The following is a 17,860-nucleotide window of genomic DNA, read 5'->3' as shown; positions in this document are numbered from 1 at the left end:
TCAAGACTCCAGGGAATTGGCAAAGCGGTTATCGGGGATCACATTTTCCCCTTCCACCACACTGATCCTGTCACCACTGCTGAGTCTGTCCTGGCCGGTTACAATCACCTGCTCATCCAGCGATAACCCGTCAACGATTTCCACCAGACCAGGCATCCGGGAGCCTAGGGTCACCGACACCCGTCGGGCGATACCGTCTTCGGCCACAAACACGTATTTTTCGTCACCGCGAATCATCACTGCCTGCTCGGGAATAACCAGAGATTCACGTTCGCGGAGTGTCAGCGTGGCGGACATGAACTGCCCAGGCCGGAGTTTGCCATCAGGATTGTCGATAAGCGCCCGGACCGGAAGCGTGCGGCTCAGTTCATCAATTCGCGTACCCAATTCCACCAGTTCACCACCAAAGGTTTCCCCGGTGTAGGCCGGCGATGTGCCCCGCACGGTCTGGCCAATGTTGATCTGGCCAAGGAAACGCTCCGGGATTGCGAACCCCAGTTCCATCCTGGTGGTGGAATCCAGGGTCGCTACCGACGTGCCTGCACCGAGATAGGTTCCCAGGCTGATATCAGAGAGGCCGATAACCCCGGCAAACGGCGCTTCAATACGGTGGTTGTCGAGTCGGGTACGAGCCGCCTCGCGCTGGGCTTCCGCCACATCGACAGCGGTGCGCAATTCATCCACCTGGGACTGGGAAATGCTGTTGTTGGTCTGGAGCTTCCGCGCGCGATCAAACTGGCGACGGGCATCGGAGAGGGTGGCTTCCGCCACTTGCAGATCGGCACTGGCCTGACGATCGTCCAGCCGCAGCAACAGGTCACCGGCCTGGACCCGTTTTCCGGCATCGAGGTTCATTTCAACGACACGACCGCTGACTTCGGTGGTCAATTCCACCTGATCCCGGGCCCGAAGGCTTCCCACCGCCCTGACGGTGTCACTGACCAGCTCCATTTCGGGGGTGACCGTGTTCACTTTGCTTGCAGGGCGTTCCCGCTGGGCGTCCGCTGCCTGCTCCCCGGTCAGATGTTGCCAGGAGAATGCCCCCCCGGCGGCCAAAGCCACGAGTACCAGAGCGATCAACCATTGCTTAACCATAATTGCATTATCCGTCTGCTTGATTGTGCCCCAACAACCGGCTGAAGGTTCAACATGGGCTATCGTTTGCTGATCACCAGCACGATCTCCCCGACTTCAATCCCCCATTTGGTCATGGTGGTCTGGTTGATCAGGGTGTCCGGTGTAATCAGGTACATCCAGTCATCCATGCGGACATCAATGGTGCCGTCACCATAGGACACCCGCAGGACATAATTCATGTTAATGGCATTACCTTGCCAACGCATGGTGCCCGGCTCCACCACATCACCGGCATCGGCGTGCAATGCGCCATTGTCGGGTGTCAGCGTCCATACCCGGGTCTGGACTTCACCATCGTCGAACCGGAACTCTTCATTCAGGGTACCGACGCCGCTACTGTCCCAACTGGCAGAAATATCCGCATCGAAGGTGCGAATCACTTCGCCCGAGAAATCCTTGACCACCCCCCGGGCAGAAAGTTCGCCGGTAAAGAATTCCTGGGGCGTCAACACCGGACCGCGGTCACTGTAATCTTCAAGCGCCGGCCCGGCACAGCCCGCCAGCAACACTGTCGCCAACAATAACCAGAGACAGCGGGGCAAACCAGTGCTCCTGTTCATCCCGATCGATATTTGCATGATATTTACACTCCCCTGGCAATTCAGAATGGATGTTCGGCCCTTCAAATACGCCCATGGCGTTGTTATCGATCATTAGAGGACGTCGGTGTCCATGTTCGCGTCATTTCAGCCAATTGTCCTTTTTGACAGGGGGCATGGCGGTTTCCGTCAATGGCAGGTCGCCGGCAATGCCGTAAAACATCGGGCAATGGAAACAGAACCACAGAGGTATTTGCTATGCCGTTGTACAAGGCACCCCTACGCGACATGAAGTTCCTGCTCAACGAGGTTTTCGACTACCCGGGGCACTACACTCGTTTGAAGACCGGTGAGAATGCCACTCCCGATATCGTCGATGCGATCCTCAACGAATGCGGCAAATTCTGTGAAGCGGTATTGAGCCCGCTCTACCAGAGCGGCGACGAGGAAGGCTGCAAACTGGACAACGGCGAAGTCATCACTCCCAAAGGCTACCGTGAAGCCTATCAACAGTACGCTCAGGGCGGCTGGCAGGGTCTGTCTGCACCGGAGGAGTACGGCGGGCAGGGACTTCCGGCCTCCATGGGCCTGTTCAAACAGGAGATGATGGGTACCGCCAACTGGTCTTTCTCAATGTACCCGGGCCTGTCGATGGGCGCCATGAATACCATCTTTCTGCATGGCAGTGACGACCAGAAGCAAACCTATCTGGTGCCGCTGACTGAAGGTCGCTGGGGCGGCACCATGTGCCTGACCGAGCCCCAGTGCGGGACCGATCTGGGACAGGTGAAAACCAAGGCGGCCCCTCAGGAAGACGGCAGCTTCAAACTCTCCGGCACCAAGATCTTCATTTCCTCCGGTGACCATGACCTGACCGAGAACATCGTTCACATTGTGTTGGCCCGTTTGCCGGATGCGCCGAAGGGTACCCGGGGCATCAGTCTGTTCATCGTGCCCAAGTTACTGCCCGACGGGAATGGTGGCGTTGGCGAAGCCAATGGCGTGACCTGTGGCAGCCTGGAAAAGAAAATGGGGATCAAGGCCTCAGCCACCTGCGTGATGAATTTCGATGAGGCCACCGGTTTCCTGATCGGCCCGGAAAACGAAGGGCTGAACTGCATGTTCACCTTCATGAACACCGCGCGGATCGGCACCGCCATCCAGGGCGTCGGCCCGGCGGAACTGTCCTACCAGTGGGCGCTGGATTACGCCAGGGAACGCCGATCCATGCGCGCCCTGTCGGGTAAGAAAGAACCCGACGAGGTGGCCGACAGCCTGATTCACCATGCCGATGTCCGCCGCATGTTGCTGACCCAGAAAGCCGTCGCCGAGGGCGGCCGGGCCATGCTGTACTATGCCGCACGGCTGGCCGACCACATGGTGGAAGGCCACACCGCTGGCGATCAGAAGAAAGCCGATGCTTACGACGACAAACTGGGGTTCCTGACCCCCATTCTGAAAGGCTTCCTGACCGAGCTGGGTAACGAAGCCGCTAATCTGGGAGTACAGGTATTCGGCGGCCACGGTTACATCCGTGAGCACGGCATGGAACAGATCGTCCGCGACACTCGCATTGCCACGCTCTATGAAGGCACCACCGGTATCCAGGCGCTGGACCTGCTGGGCCGCAAGGTCCTGCTGATGACTCAGGGCGGGGCCGTCAGGGAGTTCACCCTCAAGGTCGCCAATTTTGCCCGCAAGACCCTGACCGACAAACGGGTACGACCTTTCTCGGTGGAGTTACTCAAGCTTACCGCCCAATGGAACGTGCTCACGGTTCGGCTGATGCTGGCCGCCCGCAAGGACCGAGATGTGGTGAGTTCCGCTGCCAACGATTTCCTGATGTACAGCGGCTACGTGACCATGGCCTACATGTGGGCACGAATGGCCGCCGTCGCCTCAGACAAACTGGAGAAGGGTGGTGCCGACTCGGAAGACTTCTACCGCGCCAAGCTGGCCACGGCAGAGTTCTACTATGAACGCCTGCTGCCCAGGGCCCAGGCCCACGCAACCGGAATGTTGAGCCCGACAAGAAGCCTGATGCAACTGGCGCCCGAGCACATGGCGTTCACCGACTGAGGCGAGTGCGATCTGTGGTACGGTCTTACAGGCCGTACTTGGTTTCGATGGCCTCAAACATGCCGGTTTCATGAACCTTTCGAAGCCCGGCATTAAGCTTTTCGACCGTGGCATCCGGCGTATCCAGGTTGATCGCCAGGAAAAGCTCAGTGTCGTTAAACGAGTAAACCGGATCCAGCCCCTCCACGTTCTGTTGGGATGCAAAATAAGGGCCGGCCAGTCGATCTGCGATCCACAGGTCAATCTGGCCGAGCTCCAGCCGTTTCGGGTTGAGGTCATCGCTGTCCAGCGCGGACACCTCATAGCCGCGCTCAAGCAGGTATTCGGTCATAACGTCGTTGCGGTAACCGCCAAAACGCAGCCCTTTCGCATCCTCAAGCCGATCAATCTGCAGGTCTGTACCCGCCGGCGCGAAAATGGTCCAAAGATTCCGGGTCAGCGGGCCAACCCATTTGAAACGCGGTGCACGGGACTCCGTGTAGGTGGTGCAGAAGATACCGTGGTTGCGCTTGCTGAGCGCCCGGTTGTAGCCGTAATCCCAGTTACGCAGCTTGATCACGTAATCCAGATCGGTGTTGTTCAGGATGGCCTTGACCATTTCCGTGCACAGACCGTCAATGTTGGAGCCGTTATGCTCGAACGCCCGCCCGGTGGCGCTCATGTTGTACGGAGGAAAGTTTTCGGTATACAGATACAGCTTGTCTGAAGCCTGGGCGCTGGAAACACCCATCATCAAGACGAGGGCAGCGAGTAAGAACACTGGCAAGTTCCGCACGGTTTATCTCCTTGATATGCGTGGTCGCCATGAGCTGGCGTCACTCTCGTTAATTCTTGGTGTCGCGGGAGTCTACCCCAGGTTTTCACGGTATTTGACAATAAAAATGTGTGTTTTCGTAAGGGAAAGAACCGGCATCTGCCTAGTCTGCAGATCCAGGGGCTGGCACCGGCATACTGACGTATTCGCCCTGGGAAAAGTCGATACCCAACTCCCGTACCCGTGCCTGAACCGGCTCGTTGTGGACAAATTCCGCCACTGTCTGAATATCCAGACTGCGGGCGAACTGGACAATGCCACTGGTCACCAGGAACGCGGTTTGATCTTCATGGAGGTTGCGAATCAGACTGCCATCAATCTTGATAAAGTCCACGTTCAAACTCAGCAGGTGGGAAAAGTTTGAGTAGCCAGTGCCGAAATCGTCGATGGCAATACGGCAACCATAGGGTTTGACCTGTTCGATGAACGCACGGATGTCGTCGTAGTTGGTAATGCCGTCCGATTCCAGGATCTCGAAGATAACGCGGTCACCAATGCCCGAGGTTTCGATGGCGGAGAGGATTTGAGCGACGGTCTCCGGCTCGGTGATATCGCCGTAGGAGAGATTGATCGAAAACTCGTCGTCACGACCGGTAAAACAGGCAAAACACTTTTCGATCATCAGTTCGGTAATACGACGGTTCAGTCGCAGTTTATTGGCGATGTCCATAAAGCGGCCAGCACTGATCACGCTGCCATCCGGTTCAACCATTCTCACCAGGCATTCGTATTTGGAGATACGACCGCTCTGGTTATCGTGGATCGGCTGAAACCAGGGCACCAGGCGATCATGATCAATGGCTTCTTTCAGGCGATTGGCCCAATACAGATTATTTTCGTAGTTTTCCTCAACCCCCACGGCAGGGTCATACAACAAGTGGTGGCGCCCTGTTTCGCGAGCCTGTAATACCGCCACTTTAGCCTGGCTGACTAACTGGTCGGCAGCGTCTTCCGGCTTGCGGTTCTTGCGAAGCGCGATGCCGATACTGACATCCACCGTCAGGCGCTGTTCTTGCCAGTAGACCCGGTCGCCAGTGACCAGATGCCGAACCTGGACAGCAAGTTGGTGAGCCACTTCCGGCGTCATTGCCGGTGCCAGGACAGCGAACTCATCGCCGGGAAGGCGGTATACCCGAAAAACCTCTCGGTTATGATCACGGCTGAACGCCGTCAATCGTGTGGCAACCGCCAAGAGCACATGGTCACCACAGACATTACCGAACAAGCTGTTGATCTGGTTGAAGCGGTCCAGATTGATGATCAGCAACGCGGCAGCTTGATGGTTCTGAAGATCCCGCAACAGACGGACCCGATTAGGCAGACCGGTGAGTTCATCGGTGTAGGAAGCCTGCAGCTCACGAATCAGCTGGATAATCCGGTACAGAAGATACAGGCTCAGGATCAGCATTGCCGACACGGTACCAACGAGAATCCGGTAATTGGTGCGCTCCATCGGCAACAGCACTGCATTGATCTCATTTCGCGGCACGCCGGCACCGTACACCATGCCCCCGGCGGTGGCCGCAAAGTAGAGTTCATAGTCTTCGTTGCCCGCTGACAGGCCTCGGGTGGTCAATTCCCCGACCTCCCCCAACGACCGTGCTGCGTCAACATCAGTGCCAAGGTCCAGTGCCAGGATGGCGTCTATCAGAGCCTGCTCCTTGCGGGTGTCTTCGCCCTGACTGAGGCTCGATAGATTGCGATTGTTACGGTCATTCAGAAACGTAAAACTGTGTTGGGTGACGGTGATACGACTGACAACGTCAATGATCTGGTCCGCGCCCCAGGCCGTTGTAGCCATGCCCAGCAGGTTGCCGTCACGATCGTACATAGGACTGGCGAGCGTCAGCACCGCTCTTTCGGTATTGAGGTCGAAATACACCGGCGACCAGTAGACGTGTCCGGAATTGTCGGGGTCGGCCGTCCACTCCTGCTCCAAGGTGCGACTGAACCAGGGCGCGTTGCGATAGTGGTCAAAGCGGGATTCGGTATCCAGCCTTGTCAGTGCGTTGTCGTCGTTACCCTGCAAGAAGTAGGGCATATAGCTGGTGCCTGTTTCCGATAACACGCCCGGCTCAAACCACAGGCCGGCACCCGCCGCTCCCTCGAAGTCCTGCAAATGGGCGTTCAAGGTGTGCTCCAGGCTCCCACGCACCACAGACAGCGCACGACCGGACATTCCACTTTCAACCATCTCGTGGAAACTCTCACCAACGTTGGCGAGGGTGATGGTGTAGCTTGCCAAAGCGGATTGACGGGCATTAATGCGCGACAGCCCCGCGCCCACCACCTCATTGATCTGTTGCCGACGGAGCTCGGAAAGAGCATCCCGTGAGTAACTGAGATTCAGGCTGGATAACAGAAGCATTCCGGCAACAAATACCAGCAGCAACAACCCCAACATCCACATGATGGATTGGCGTGAAGATGGGGTTTTCCTATGGGTCAGGCGGCTGGGAAGTGTCCCCGGCATTACGGATATCCTCGGGCAATGAGTCAGATGTCGCCGGCAGGAAGGTCTTCAAGGTATCGGTCCAGCGCTGCCTGGGCTTGCTTATGGCCCCGCTTTGCGGCCTCAGTGTACCAATAAACGGCTTGATCCATATCCTCCCTGACACCACGGCCGGTGGCGTACATCTGGCCCAACAGGAACGCGGCTTTGCCAGAAGCAGGTGCCGCCTTTTCTGCCCATACCCGTGCACTGGCGTAGTCCTCGAAGGCATGGAAAATAATGGCCATATTGGCCTGCGAGCGCACGTCGCCGTTGTCAGCCGGATTCTGGCAGGCCTTTCTGGCTTCACTGTAATTGCGAATGGCCATCAATAAGTAGCAGTCACTCAGGGCCCGATCGGAAACGCCGCTGGCATCGGCGACATCGACCGTGGCTGGTTCCGGCTCAGCACGAGGCTCAGGTTCCGGTGTCGACGGCCGCCGTTCCACCCGCTCCGCAAAGGCGGCAACCTGGTCCGGGCATGAGTAACGATAGCCGGCTTGATAACGTTGGAGCATTGCGTTGGTAGCTGGCTCATTGGCGTATTCTTCTGCAATGGCCTCACAACGCAGATCCCTTTCCCGCTCTACATTTTGCAGTACGGAAGCCCGGGATGGATCGTCGCGGTGCTCAGCAAGGTATTCCGTCAGCGGGTCGATGTACGGCTGGTCAAACAGTGCCTGCTGTTCCCGTTGATGGGGATTCGGCGTTTGCGGGTTAACGATCTTCTTCATCACCTGCCCGGTTCGTTCCAGCAAATCCGACGACGCCTTGGACAAGCGATCACCGTCGACGCTTGCGCATCCGCTTAGAAAGAGCAAAATTAGAAGACAGGAATACGGACGATACATCTACACTCACTAGCCGTTTTCAGCAGTCGATGAAGCGACTAGTTTTACACGGAAGGAGGCCGGTTCAAACCGTTTCTTTCGAGGCTTATTTACCGATGCAGAAACTGCTGAAGATTTTCCCCAGTAAGTCATCAGGCGTCATTGCGCCAGTGATTTCACCCAGCGAATCCTGGGCAGCACGAAGGTCCTCTGCCAACAGTTCACCGGCTCCGTAACCTTGTAACTGGTCCTCACCCTGCAGTAGGGAAACGCGGGCACGCTCAAGGGCATCCAAGTGACGACGCCGGGCGATAAAGCCGCCTTCGGTGGTACTGGCAAATCCCATGCACTGCTTAAGGTGATCGCGCAGCACTTCCAGACCGTCCGCTGACTTGGCCGCGATGCGTACCACCGGCGCCGCACTGGCGTCCAGTTCCTCGAAGCCAGCAGGTTCGCCCGTCAGGTCCACTTTGTTACGGATGACGGTGAGGGGCGCGCCGGACGGTAACTGGTCGATGAAGTCCGGCCATAATTGATGGGGTTCGGTTTCCGGTGTGGTAGTCGCATCCACCATCAACAGTATGCGGTCGGCCTGACGAATCTCGTCCCACGCCCTGGCAATCCCGATCTGTTCCACTTCGTCAGGACTGTCCCGCAAGCCGGCGGTATCAATGATGTGCAAGGGCATACCATCAATATGGATGTGTTCGCGCAACACATCCCGGGTGGTGCCTTCAACCGCGGTCACAATGGCTGCCTCCCGCCCTGCCAGGGCATTGAGCAGGCTGGACTTGCCAGCATTGGGACGGCCGGCAATCACCACCTTCATACCATCTCTTAAAATGGTGCCCTGCTGGGCTTCCGCAAGAATAATATCCAGGTCCTGAATGATGACCTGCAGGTCGTTCGCTACTTTGCCATCTGCCAGGAAATCGATTTCCTCTTCCGGGAAATCGATCGCAGCCTCGACATAAATCCGTAGGTGGGTCACAGCCTCAACCAAGGCGTCAATTCTGCGGGAAAATACACCCTGAAGGGACCGCACCGCGCAGCGCGCTGCCTGCTCCGAACTGCTTTCAATCAGATCAGCGATAGCCTCGGCCTGGGTCAGGTCCAGTTTGTCGTTCAGGAAAGCCCGTTCAGAAAATTCACCGGGCCGGGCCAGGCGAGCCCCAAGTTCGCACACCGTTCTCAACAGCAGGTCCAGAATAACCGTGCCACCGTGGCCCTGGAGCTCAAACACATCCTCGCCGGTAAACGAATGGGGATTGGGGAAATACAGCCCGATACCTTCATCGATCAGTTCCCCTTGAGTGTCGAGGAACGGCCCATAATGGGCGTAACGCGGCCTGGGCTCGAAACCCAGCATCTGGCGTGCAATTGCCGTCGCATGTGGGCCGGATACCCGAACAATACCCACACCGGATTGGCCCGGCGCCGTAGCAATTGCGGCAATGGTATCGGTGGCATTGAACATCGTTATTTTCCCCTTTCCCCTTGGCCCCCTGAAACAACAGAGGCTCCCAAAAGGAGCCTCCGCAATCACTGGAACCGTTGGATGATCGGTCAGCTCTTCTTGGTCGCGACTTCCGCTTCAATCTTGCGGGTAATGTACCACTGCTGGCTGATGGACAGGATGTTGTTGACCAACCAGTACAGAACCAGGCCTGCCGGGAACCAGAGGAAGAACACGGTAAAGATCAGCGGCATCAGCTTCATGATCTTCGCCTGCATCGGGTCCGGTGGTGTCGGGTTCAGACTCATCTGCAACATCATGCTGGCACCCATCAGGATCGGCAGGATGAAGTACGGGTCCATGACCGACAGATCCTGGATCCACAGCATGAAGGGTGCATGTCTCAGCTGGACACTTTCAAACAGCACCCAGTACAGGGATATAAAGACGGGCATTTGTACCAGTATCGGTAGACAGCCACCCAACGGATTTATCTTCTCCCGTTTGTACAACGCCATCATTTCCTGAGACATGCGCTGGCGATCATCGCCGTACAGTTCTTTCAACCGTGTCAGCTGGGGCGCTACCGCTCGCATTCTTGCCATGGACCGGTAACTGGTGGCTGACAATTTGAAGAACACCGCCTTGACCAGGACTGTCAGCAGGATGATCGCCACACCCCAGTTGCCCACCAGCCCGTGGAACCAGTCAAGAATAATGAACAACGGCAGGGCAATGAAGAACAGGAAGCCGAAATCAACCGTCCGGTCGAGGTTCGGGGCAACGTTCTCAAGGCGTTCAATGATCTTGGGACCAACATAGGCCTTGGCGGATACTTCGCTGGTTTGACCTGGCTCCACAACGGTAGCGGGGTATACGAAGCCCATCACGTAGAGCGGGCCGCGACGAGTGGACTGGAACTGGGCCGGCTGATCACGTTCTGGAACCCAGGCCGCCAGGAAATAATGCTGGAGAAAGGCCAGCCAGCCATTGGTCACCGACTGGTTGATCGGGTTCTCGGAGAGGTCGTCAAAATCGAACTTCTCGTAGGGATCTTCCGGCGAACTGACGACCATGCCCAGGAAGGCACGTATGCCCAGGCTGTTCTGGGCAGTGGGGTCCGGTGCCTGATCACGGACAATCTTGCCGGTCATATTAGCCTGCCAGACACTGTCGGACTGGTTGTTGATCTGATAACGAACATCAATCTCGTAACTGTCCCGGCTAAACAGATACTGTTTGGTGACTTCGACGTTGTTGTCTGTCGTGAAGGTGAGATCGACCGTCAGTGTATTCTCGCCCTCCTGCAGTTCATATTCTGACGCAGACGCGTTGTACACCGGAGCGTTGCCGTTGCGTTTGCTGTCAATGCCATCGCGGCCAATCAGCCCACTTTCCATGATGTAGGTGCGCTTGCTGGTATTGGTCAACAACCTCAGGGATTCTTCACTGTCGAGCGACCGGTCGTGCTGTAGTAGAGAACTTTCAATCAGATTACCGCCTACACGGTCGATCTTGAGCTCGTAGACGTCGGTCCGCACGGTGATAAGTTGATCACTGGCTGAAACCGAGGAGGTTTCTGAGGCTGAGAGCGTCTGGCCGTCGCCTTCCGGGGTGGTGAATTCTTCGCTTGAGGTATCGGGGCCAGTGGCGCTCTCACCAGGGAGAGTCATGTCATCCGTGGACGCAGGCTGGGTGGTGGTACTCGCCTGTTCCGTAGCGGGTTGGGTCTGGGGCTGGTGATAGTCTTCGTTCCAGGCAAGCACCATCATGTAACTGACAATGGCAAGGCCGGCAAATAATACAATGCGTTGAATATCCATAAACTTACTGTTTGGTCTGGTTAGTGTTATGGGTTTGGCTGGCCGGCCCGCAGCAGATGGAAGGTACTACCTCAGTGCGAACGTCAGTGCCCGGAACGGGATCATACCCGCCTTTTGCCCATGGATGACACCTCATTAGACGTTTGACCGAAAGAAAAAGGCCTCTAATGGCGCCGTGGGCAGTGATGGCTTCGACAGCGTATTGGGAACAAGTGGGATAGTGACGGCAATGACTGGCCATCATCGGACTGATCGCGTACTGGTAGACTCGGATGGGCAGGAGCAGCAGTTTGCGCATTAACCCGTTCCTTTGCCGGTACCGGAAAGTTCCGATGTGGTTGGTTTCTGGAGCTGGCGGTTTTTCTTCCTGAGGCGTGCCCAGAGCTCCGTCAGGGTAGCATTGAGTGCCGTATTATCAAGCTCCGTCAAACCTCGCCGTCCAAGAACCACGATGTCCAGGGCAGGGAATTCCTGTTCGTGCCTGAAGGTTTCCCGAACCCGTCGTTTAACGCGGTTGCGCTGTACCGCGAGTTTGAGATTCTTCTTTGAAAACACCAAACCAATCCTGGCGTGCCCCAGGGAATTGGGTGTGGCCAGGATCAGGAAATGTCGGTGCGGAACCCTGAGCTGTACGTCATCGAAGACTTTGCCGTAATCGGATGGCTTGAGCAGCCTGGACGATTTTGGAAAGGTCAAAGCCTTCATCAGGCGGTCAATGTCTTATGCAGACAGACGGGCGCGGCCCTTGGCGCGACGACGGGAAATCACTTTACGTCCGTTGGCAGTTGCCATGCGGGCACGGAAACCGTGAACGCGCTTACGCTTCAGTACGCTTGGTTGAAACGTTCTTTTCATGGTGTCGGTCTCACATTACAGATGTTGGAAATTCAATTGTTGGCTGGAAAATGAACAGCCAAAACAGGAGCGGCATTCTATGCAATGTGGCGGTGGAATTCAATGGTTATTCGAGACCAGTGACGGGTTATTTCTATCTTCGATGATTCAGGGTTCAGGTAATAAATTCATTAGGTCTTTTTGTATTCTCTTTAAGGATTATTATTACTGTTATTACGCAGGCCTTTTTCTGTGGAAAATCGATAGAAACGATTTAGAAACAGTCAATTGGAAGGTTTATAAAGCGGTTGAGAAGTGGGGATGAGGCCTGTGTATATCCGAGGCAGGAAATGTGGGTAAGTTGCGGGTTTGCTCAGATCGCGATTTATCCACCGAACATCGGGGTGTCGTCCACAGGGTTGAGGGCACTCTGTGCACACAGGTCTGTGGGTAACTTTTTCTGTGCGATGTTTCTGTACACAAGCCTGTAGGTAAGTCTGTAAAAATTTGAAATAAAAGAAAATAAATTTCCACAGGCTGTTTATTAAATGCGTTTGGCTCTTTCACTCGCGAGGTGCTCAGGTTAGAATCCTTGGTCATCTCTTTCGTCGGGTCATGGAGATCCGTGACGAGAAATTTCTGAGGCATCGGAGGCAAGACTGTCGTGCCGAATAATCTATGGCATCAGTGTCTGGAAGTACTCCGGGACGAGTTTCCCGCCCAGCAATTCAACACCTGGCTTAGACCCTTGCAGTCGGATCACCGCGAGGGTCAGTTGATGCTGTTTGCACCCAACCGGTTTGTCATGGACTGGGTGAACGAAAAATACCTCAGAAGAATTGAAGAAGTCTTGAAGGATCTTCACGGTGGTCAGGCGCCTCGAATTGATATGAAGGTGGGGTCCGCACCACGGTCGTCTGACCTGGTGGTCCGTTCGGAGAACGCGGTCAGTGGCGTAGCCGCCGAACAGGAGGAAGCGGGTAGTCGGGTAACGGAAGAAGAGAAAGGCGTGGCGGCCACAGTGACCACGCCGTCGGTAAAGGCCAAGAGTTCCAGTGAACGGCGTTCGGTTCAGGTTGAGGGTGACATCAAACACCAGAGTTTCCTCAACGAAGGCTTTACCTTTGACACGTTTGTGGAGGGTAAATCGAACCAGTTGGCTCGGGCGGCCTCGATGCAAGTCGCAGAAAATCCTGGTGGGGCCTACAACCCACTGTTTTTGTACGGTGGTGTGGGGCTGGGTAAGACCCACCTGATGCATGCCATTGGCAATGACATTGTACGGCGCAACCCGAGAGCCAAGGTGGCTTATCTTCGCTCCGAGCGGTTTGTCGCGGATATGGTGAAGGCACTTCAGTTAAACGCCATCAATGAGTTCAAGCGCTATTACCGTTCTGTGGACGCACTGTTGATAGACGATATTCAGTTTTTTGCCCGCAAGGAGCGCTCCCAGGAGGAATTCTTCCATACCTTCAATGCGTTATTGGAGGGTGGGCAACAGGTTATTGTGACCTGTGACCGCTTTCCGAAAGAAATTGTGGATATGGAAGAGCGCCTCAAATCCCGTTTCGGCTGGGGCCTGACTGTGATGGTAGAGCCACCGGAGCTGGAGACGAGGGTCGCCATCCTGATGAAGAAGGCGGAGCAGGTGAACGTCAAACTCAGCAGCGAGGCGGCGTTTTTCATTGCGCAGAAAATTCGATCGAACGTTCGTGAGCTAGAAGGGGCGCTGCGTCTGGTGATAGCGAATGCTCACTTCACTGGATCGGAAATCACGCCGCCGTTTATCCGGGAAAGCCTCAAGGATCTGTTGGCGCTGCATGAGAAGCAGGTCAGTATAGATAACATCCAGCGTACGGTGGCGGAGTACTACAAGATCAAGGTGGCCGATCTGTTGTCAAAACGGCGCACCCGTACGGTGACCCGGCCAAGACAGGTTGCCATGTCCCTGGCCAAGGAATTGACCAATCACAGCCTGCCGGAAATTGGCGATGCGTTTGGTGGCCGTGATCACACCACGGTATTGCATGCCTGCAAAAAGATTGTAGAGCTGCAGGAAACGGATCCTGGCATCCGTGAGGATTATCAGAACTTTATGCGGCTACTGACAACCTGACCAGGTTAGCGGCGGCCAATACACATTCACCTTCCAATAAAAGAATGCTGAGTGCCATGAAACTGACGATCAGCCGAGAATCTCTGCTTACCCCCCTTCAGTCCATTGCCGGTGTGGTGGAGCGAAAACAGACAATGCCCGTTCTCTCCAACGTGTTGTTGGTGGCCGAGGACAATACCCTCACGCTGACCGGTACCAATATGGAAGTGGAACTGGTGGGCCGGGTGTCACCGGTACACGTTGACCAGCCGGGCCGTATTACAGTACCGGCGCGGAAGTTGTCCGATATTTGCCGGGCGTTGGGTGACGAGGCGCCTATTGAGTTGGCGTTGGAGGGCGACCGCCTGCATCTGCGTTGTGGTGCCAGCCACTTTACGCTGTCGACCTTGCCGGCGGAGCATTTTCCCAACGTTGAGGATGATGCGGAAAGTTTTGGCCTGGAGCTGCCTCAGAAAGAACTCAGTCGAATGTTCGACGCCACCGCTTTTGCAATGGCTCAACAGGATGTTCGCTATTACCTGAACGGGCTGTTGCTGGAAGTTGACAAGGATCACGTTCGCACCGTGGCGACTGACGGCCATCGCCTGGCCATGGCGCATTTTGATTTGCCCACCGGCTGCCCGGAACCCCGCCAGGTGATCGTGCCGCGTAAGGGTGTGCTGGAACTGGCGCGCTTGCTGGATGATGTGGAAACCCCGGTGACCCTGGTGATCGGAGACAATCATCTGCGGGCGACGGTTGGTTCCTATACCTTTACCTCGAAGTTGATCGAAGGCAAATTTCCCGACTATAACCGGGTGATTCCCCGGGGTGGAGATAAAGTTGTCCTGGCGGATCGTGCTACCCTCAAGAACACACTTCAGCGTGCCGGCATTCTTTCCCATGAAAACATCCGTGGCGTACGCCTGAATCTGGCGCCCAACGAGTTGCAGGTATTTGCCAACAACCCGGACCAGGAACAGGCCGAAGACGCGCTGCCGGTCGAGTATCAGGGCGAATCACTTCAGATTGGCTTTAATGTAGGCTATCTGGTGGATGTGATGAATGCGCTGGATGAGGATCAGGTCAAGATTACCCTGGCCAATCCCAACAGCAGCGCGTTGATCGAGGCCGAGAACGACAATCGCTGCCTCTATGTTGTCATGCCGATGCGGCTGTAAGTCTGCCGGATTGGTCGTGGCCGCCAGATATTTACCGGATCAGTAAGGAAGAGAGTCATGGGAACGGTGACGAATAGCCTCAAGGGTGCCTTTCGAATCGGTCAGACCGTATCGGTGTTGGGACGCGCCGGAGTGAATTGGGTGCGGGGCGATCGACCGCCCGCACCGCGGTTGCTCAGGCAGACGTTTGAATCCTTGGGTGCCACCTACATCAAGCTCGGCCAGTTTATCGCCAGCTCCCCCACGTTTTTCCCCAAGGAATACGTGGAGGAATTCCAATACTGTCTGGACCGTACCCCGAGCCTGCCATTCAGTGTGATCCGGAAAATTGTCCGGGACGAATTGGGCCGGCCAATCGAAGACGTTTACTCTGATATTGACCCGGTGGCTTTGGCATCGGCGTCGATTGCACAGGTTCACGCCGCGAAACTGGTCACCGGCGAGGATGTGGTGATTAAGGTGCAAAAGCCGGGTGTGGAAAATATTCTGCTGACGGATCTGAATTTCCTGTATTTGTCCGCAAAAATTCTGGAGACCCTGGCGCCCAAACTGTCCTGGACTTCGTTGTCTGGAATCGTGGAGGAAATCCAGCGCACCATGATGGAGGAATGCGACTTCATCAAGGAAGCGAACAACCTTAAGGTGTTCCGTGAGTTTCTCCATAACACCCATAACGAGGATGCCACTGTGCCACGGGTTTATGAAAGCTGCAGTACCCGGCGCATTCTTACCATGGAGCGCTTCCACGGCGTACCTCTGACGGATCTCGAAAGCATCCGGGGTTACGCGCGGGATCCGGAGCGCACGCTGATTACCGCGATGAACACCTGGTTTTCCAGTCTTACCCAGTGTGAGTTTTTCCACGCCGACGTGCATGCGGGCAATCTGATGGTGTTGAAAGATGGCCGGGTTGGTTTTATTGATTTCGGTATTGTGGGACGGATCCGTCCGGATACCTGGCAGGCCGTCAGTGATTTTATATCAACGGTCATGGTAGGCAATTTTGAAGGCATGGCCGACGCCATGATTCGTATCGGTATCACCCACCAAAAGGTTCAGGTTGCGGAGCTGGCAGCCGACTTGCGACGCCTTTATCAGCAAATGGATACCATGGTGCCGGATGAAGCTCCCTATCAGGCGGAACAAGCCGAGGATGATGTGAACAACATCCTGATGGATATGGTACGAATTGGTGAGGGCCACGGGCTGCATTTTCCAAGGGAATTCGCGCTGTTGCTCAAGCAGTTCCTGTACTTTGATCGCTACGTTCACATATTGGCACCGGAGATGGATGTATTTATGGATGAGCGCCTCAACATGTTGCATTAATCGCGTTCACCCACAAGGTTTTGTACACTGGGGCAGCGTTGTCGATATGGGCACGCTGCCTTTTTTGTTTCCCGTCCCTTGCAGGTTGAAAACCTATCGTGACCTATGGCGCTCGTTAAACTTCAATCGGAAAATTTCCGCAATCTCTCCCCTGCGCCGGTCAGTTTCTCACCTTCCATAAACTTGTTGTATGGCGCCAACGGCAGCGGAAAAACCAGTGTGCTGGAAGCCATTGGTTATCTCGGGCTTGGCCGTTCATTCCGAGTGAGTCGTCATCAAGCAGTCGTCAGTCACGGTCAACACAAGTTGACGGTATTCGGCGGTCTGGATCAGGGAATGTCCGGAGCGGAACAAAAACCATCATCCGGGGAGCTGAATCATCGCGTCGGTATCTCCAGGGATGTGACCGCTAAGGAAACCACTCTCCGGGTCGACGGTGAAGCGGTTCGCAACCTGTCTTCTCTCGCCCGGCATCTTCCCGTATCGGTTATTGACCCTGGTGTGTTTGATATTGTTGCGGGCGGGCCCGGCAAACGCAGGCAGTTTCTCGATTGGGCAGTGTTCCACGTGGAACCTTCATTTGCGTCGGTGTGGCAGCAGTGTCAAAGAGTGACGTCACAGCGGAATCAGATCCTGAGAAATGGTAGAATAGACGACGCTCTGATGAAGGTCTGGGATTCTCAGTACACGGAGTTGGCGGAGCGCCTGACGCAAGCCCGGAACGAAACCTTTCGGCTCTTTACCAAGGCTTTCCACAGTTTACTCGGTGAGATCGACGCGCCCTGGGTTGATGGATTAAAGCTCGACTATTATGTCGGCTGGGACGCCAGCCAATCCCTGGTTGAGGTGCTGCGCTCGCACCGGGAGCAGGAACAGAAAATGGGCCATACCCTGTACGGACCCAATCGGGCGGACATCCGCTTGCGATACCAGGGAAGGCCGGTGGCAGAAACCTTCTCCCGGGGCCAGCAAAAGACTCTGGTCATTTTGATGAAGATCGCACAAGGCATGGTACTAAGCGATCTGGGAAAGCAGGTTACGTTTTTGCTGGACGATATCAATGCGGAGTTGGATGTGGTCCATAGGGCCATGCTGGCCCAAAAGCTTCATGAATTACGGTGTCAGGTGTTTGTAACATCGATAGAGGCACCCAGACCGGATGAATTATGGCGGCACACCATGCCGGAATACAGATTGTTCCACGTGGAACATGGCAAATTGACGGAAGAACAGGAACCCGGATGATCCACTT

Annotated in this window: 15 protein-coding genes; 5 read left to right on the top strand and 10 right to left on the bottom strand. The window is 55.6% G+C overall.

The window, feature by feature from the left end; genetic code table 11:
- A complete protein-coding gene (locus tag MDG893_RS06760; protein ID WP_007152998.1) occupies positions 1 to 1,095 on the bottom strand; it encodes an efflux RND transporter periplasmic adaptor subunit in 1,095 nt (364 codons plus the stop codon).
- A 59-nt stretch (positions 1,096 to 1,154) separates the two neighbouring features.
- Positions 1,155 to 1,697 (bottom strand): DUF3833 domain-containing protein, encoded by a 543-nt coding sequence (locus tag MDG893_RS06755; protein ID WP_425268452.1) that lies wholly within the window; start codon positions 1,695 to 1,697, stop codon positions 1,155 to 1,157.
- Between the two features lie 237 nt (positions 1,698 to 1,934).
- Between MDG893_RS06755 and MDG893_RS06750 the strand changes: the two genes are divergently transcribed.
- Positions 1,935 to 3,755, top strand: a complete 1,821-nt coding sequence (locus tag MDG893_RS06750; RefSeq protein WP_007152994.1) for an acyl-CoA dehydrogenase C-terminal domain-containing protein — start codon at positions 1,935 to 1,937, stop codon at positions 3,753 to 3,755.
- Between the two features lie 25 nt (positions 3,756 to 3,780).
- On the opposite strand, the gene MDG893_RS06745 is transcribed toward MDG893_RS06750, so the two are convergent.
- From MDG893_RS06745 to rpmH, 8 genes are all read right to left on the bottom strand, one after another.
- Positions 3,781 to 4,530, bottom strand: coding sequence for a substrate-binding periplasmic protein (locus MDG893_RS06745; RefSeq protein WP_007152993.1), 750 nt, complete (start codon positions 4,528 to 4,530; stop codon positions 3,781 to 3,783).
- 142 nt (positions 4,531 to 4,672) lie between these two features.
- A complete protein-coding gene (locus MDG893_RS06740; RefSeq protein ID WP_157132787.1) occupies positions 4,673 to 7,042 on the bottom strand; it encodes a bifunctional diguanylate cyclase/phosphodiesterase in 2,370 nt (789 codons plus the stop codon).
- A 23-nt stretch (positions 7,043 to 7,065) separates the two neighbouring features.
- Positions 7,066 to 7,839: a tetratricopeptide repeat protein gene (locus tag MDG893_RS20465; protein ID WP_050776474.1), complete on the bottom strand. Its 774-nt coding sequence runs from the start codon at positions 7,837 to 7,839 to the stop codon at positions 7,066 to 7,068.
- Between the two features lie 157 nt (positions 7,840 to 7,996).
- Positions 7,997 to 9,367 carry a tRNA uridine-5-carboxymethylaminomethyl(34) synthesis GTPase MnmE gene (gene mnmE / locus MDG893_RS06730; protein WP_007152990.1) on the bottom strand — a complete coding sequence of 457 codons (1,371 nt, stop codon included), beginning with the start codon at positions 9,365 to 9,367 and terminating at the stop codon, positions 7,997 to 7,999.
- An 89-nt stretch (positions 9,368 to 9,456) separates the two neighbouring features.
- On the bottom strand, positions 9,457 to 11,169 hold the full coding sequence (yidC, locus tag MDG893_RS06725) for a membrane protein insertase YidC (protein WP_007152989.1): 1,713 nt from the start codon (positions 11,167 to 11,169) through the stop codon (positions 9,457 to 9,459).
- A gap of 4 nt (positions 11,170 to 11,173) precedes the next feature.
- Entirely contained in the window at positions 11,174 to 11,467 is a 294-nt protein-coding gene (gene yidD / locus MDG893_RS06720; protein ID WP_040474378.1) for a membrane protein insertion efficiency factor YidD, read from the bottom strand.
- Positions 11,467 to 11,874, bottom strand: a complete 408-nt coding sequence (gene rnpA, locus MDG893_RS06715) for a ribonuclease P protein component (RefSeq protein WP_007152987.1) — start codon at positions 11,872 to 11,874, stop codon at positions 11,467 to 11,469. The genes yidD and rnpA overlap by 1 nt, the downstream gene beginning before the upstream one ends.
- 15 nt (positions 11,875 to 11,889) lie before the next feature.
- Positions 11,890 to 12,024: a 50S ribosomal protein L34 gene (gene rpmH, locus MDG893_RS20655; RefSeq protein WP_008172542.1), complete on the bottom strand. Its 135-nt coding sequence runs from the start codon at positions 12,022 to 12,024 to the stop codon at positions 11,890 to 11,892.
- Positions 12,025 to 12,667: 643 nt separating this feature from the next.
- On the opposite strand from rpmH, the gene dnaA reads away from it, so the two are divergent.
- The 4 genes from dnaA (at position 12,668) to recF (ending at position 17,853) form a co-directional block, all read left to right on the top strand.
- On the top strand, positions 12,668 to 14,119 hold the full coding sequence (dnaA, locus tag MDG893_RS06705) for a chromosomal replication initiator protein DnaA (protein ID WP_040474377.1): 1,452 nt from the start codon (positions 12,668 to 12,670) through the stop codon (positions 14,117 to 14,119).
- 56 nt (positions 14,120 to 14,175) lie between these two features.
- Positions 14,176 to 15,279, top strand: a complete 1,104-nt coding sequence (dnaN, locus tag MDG893_RS06700; protein ID WP_036211756.1) for a DNA polymerase III subunit beta — start codon at positions 14,176 to 14,178, stop codon at positions 15,277 to 15,279.
- Between the two features lie 57 nt (positions 15,280 to 15,336).
- Positions 15,337 to 16,608 (top strand): ABC1 kinase family protein, encoded by a 1,272-nt coding sequence (locus MDG893_RS06695; RefSeq protein WP_007152982.1) that lies wholly within the window; start codon positions 15,337 to 15,339, stop codon positions 16,606 to 16,608.
- 105 nt (positions 16,609 to 16,713) lie between these two features.
- Positions 16,714 to 17,853, top strand: coding sequence for a DNA replication/repair protein RecF (gene recF, locus MDG893_RS06690; RefSeq protein WP_007152981.1), 1,140 nt, complete (start codon positions 16,714 to 16,716; stop codon positions 17,851 to 17,853).
- The last annotated feature ends 7 nt before the right edge of the window (positions 17,854 to 17,860 follow it).

Origin of the sequence: Marinobacter algicola DG893 (genome assembly GCF_000170835.1) — a bacterium.
Classification (GTDB): domain Bacteria; phylum Pseudomonadota; class Gammaproteobacteria; order Pseudomonadales; family Oleiphilaceae; genus Marinobacter; species Marinobacter algicola.
Note: the sequence above shows the minus strand (reverse complement) of the source record. Positions and strands in the feature narration are given on the sequence as shown.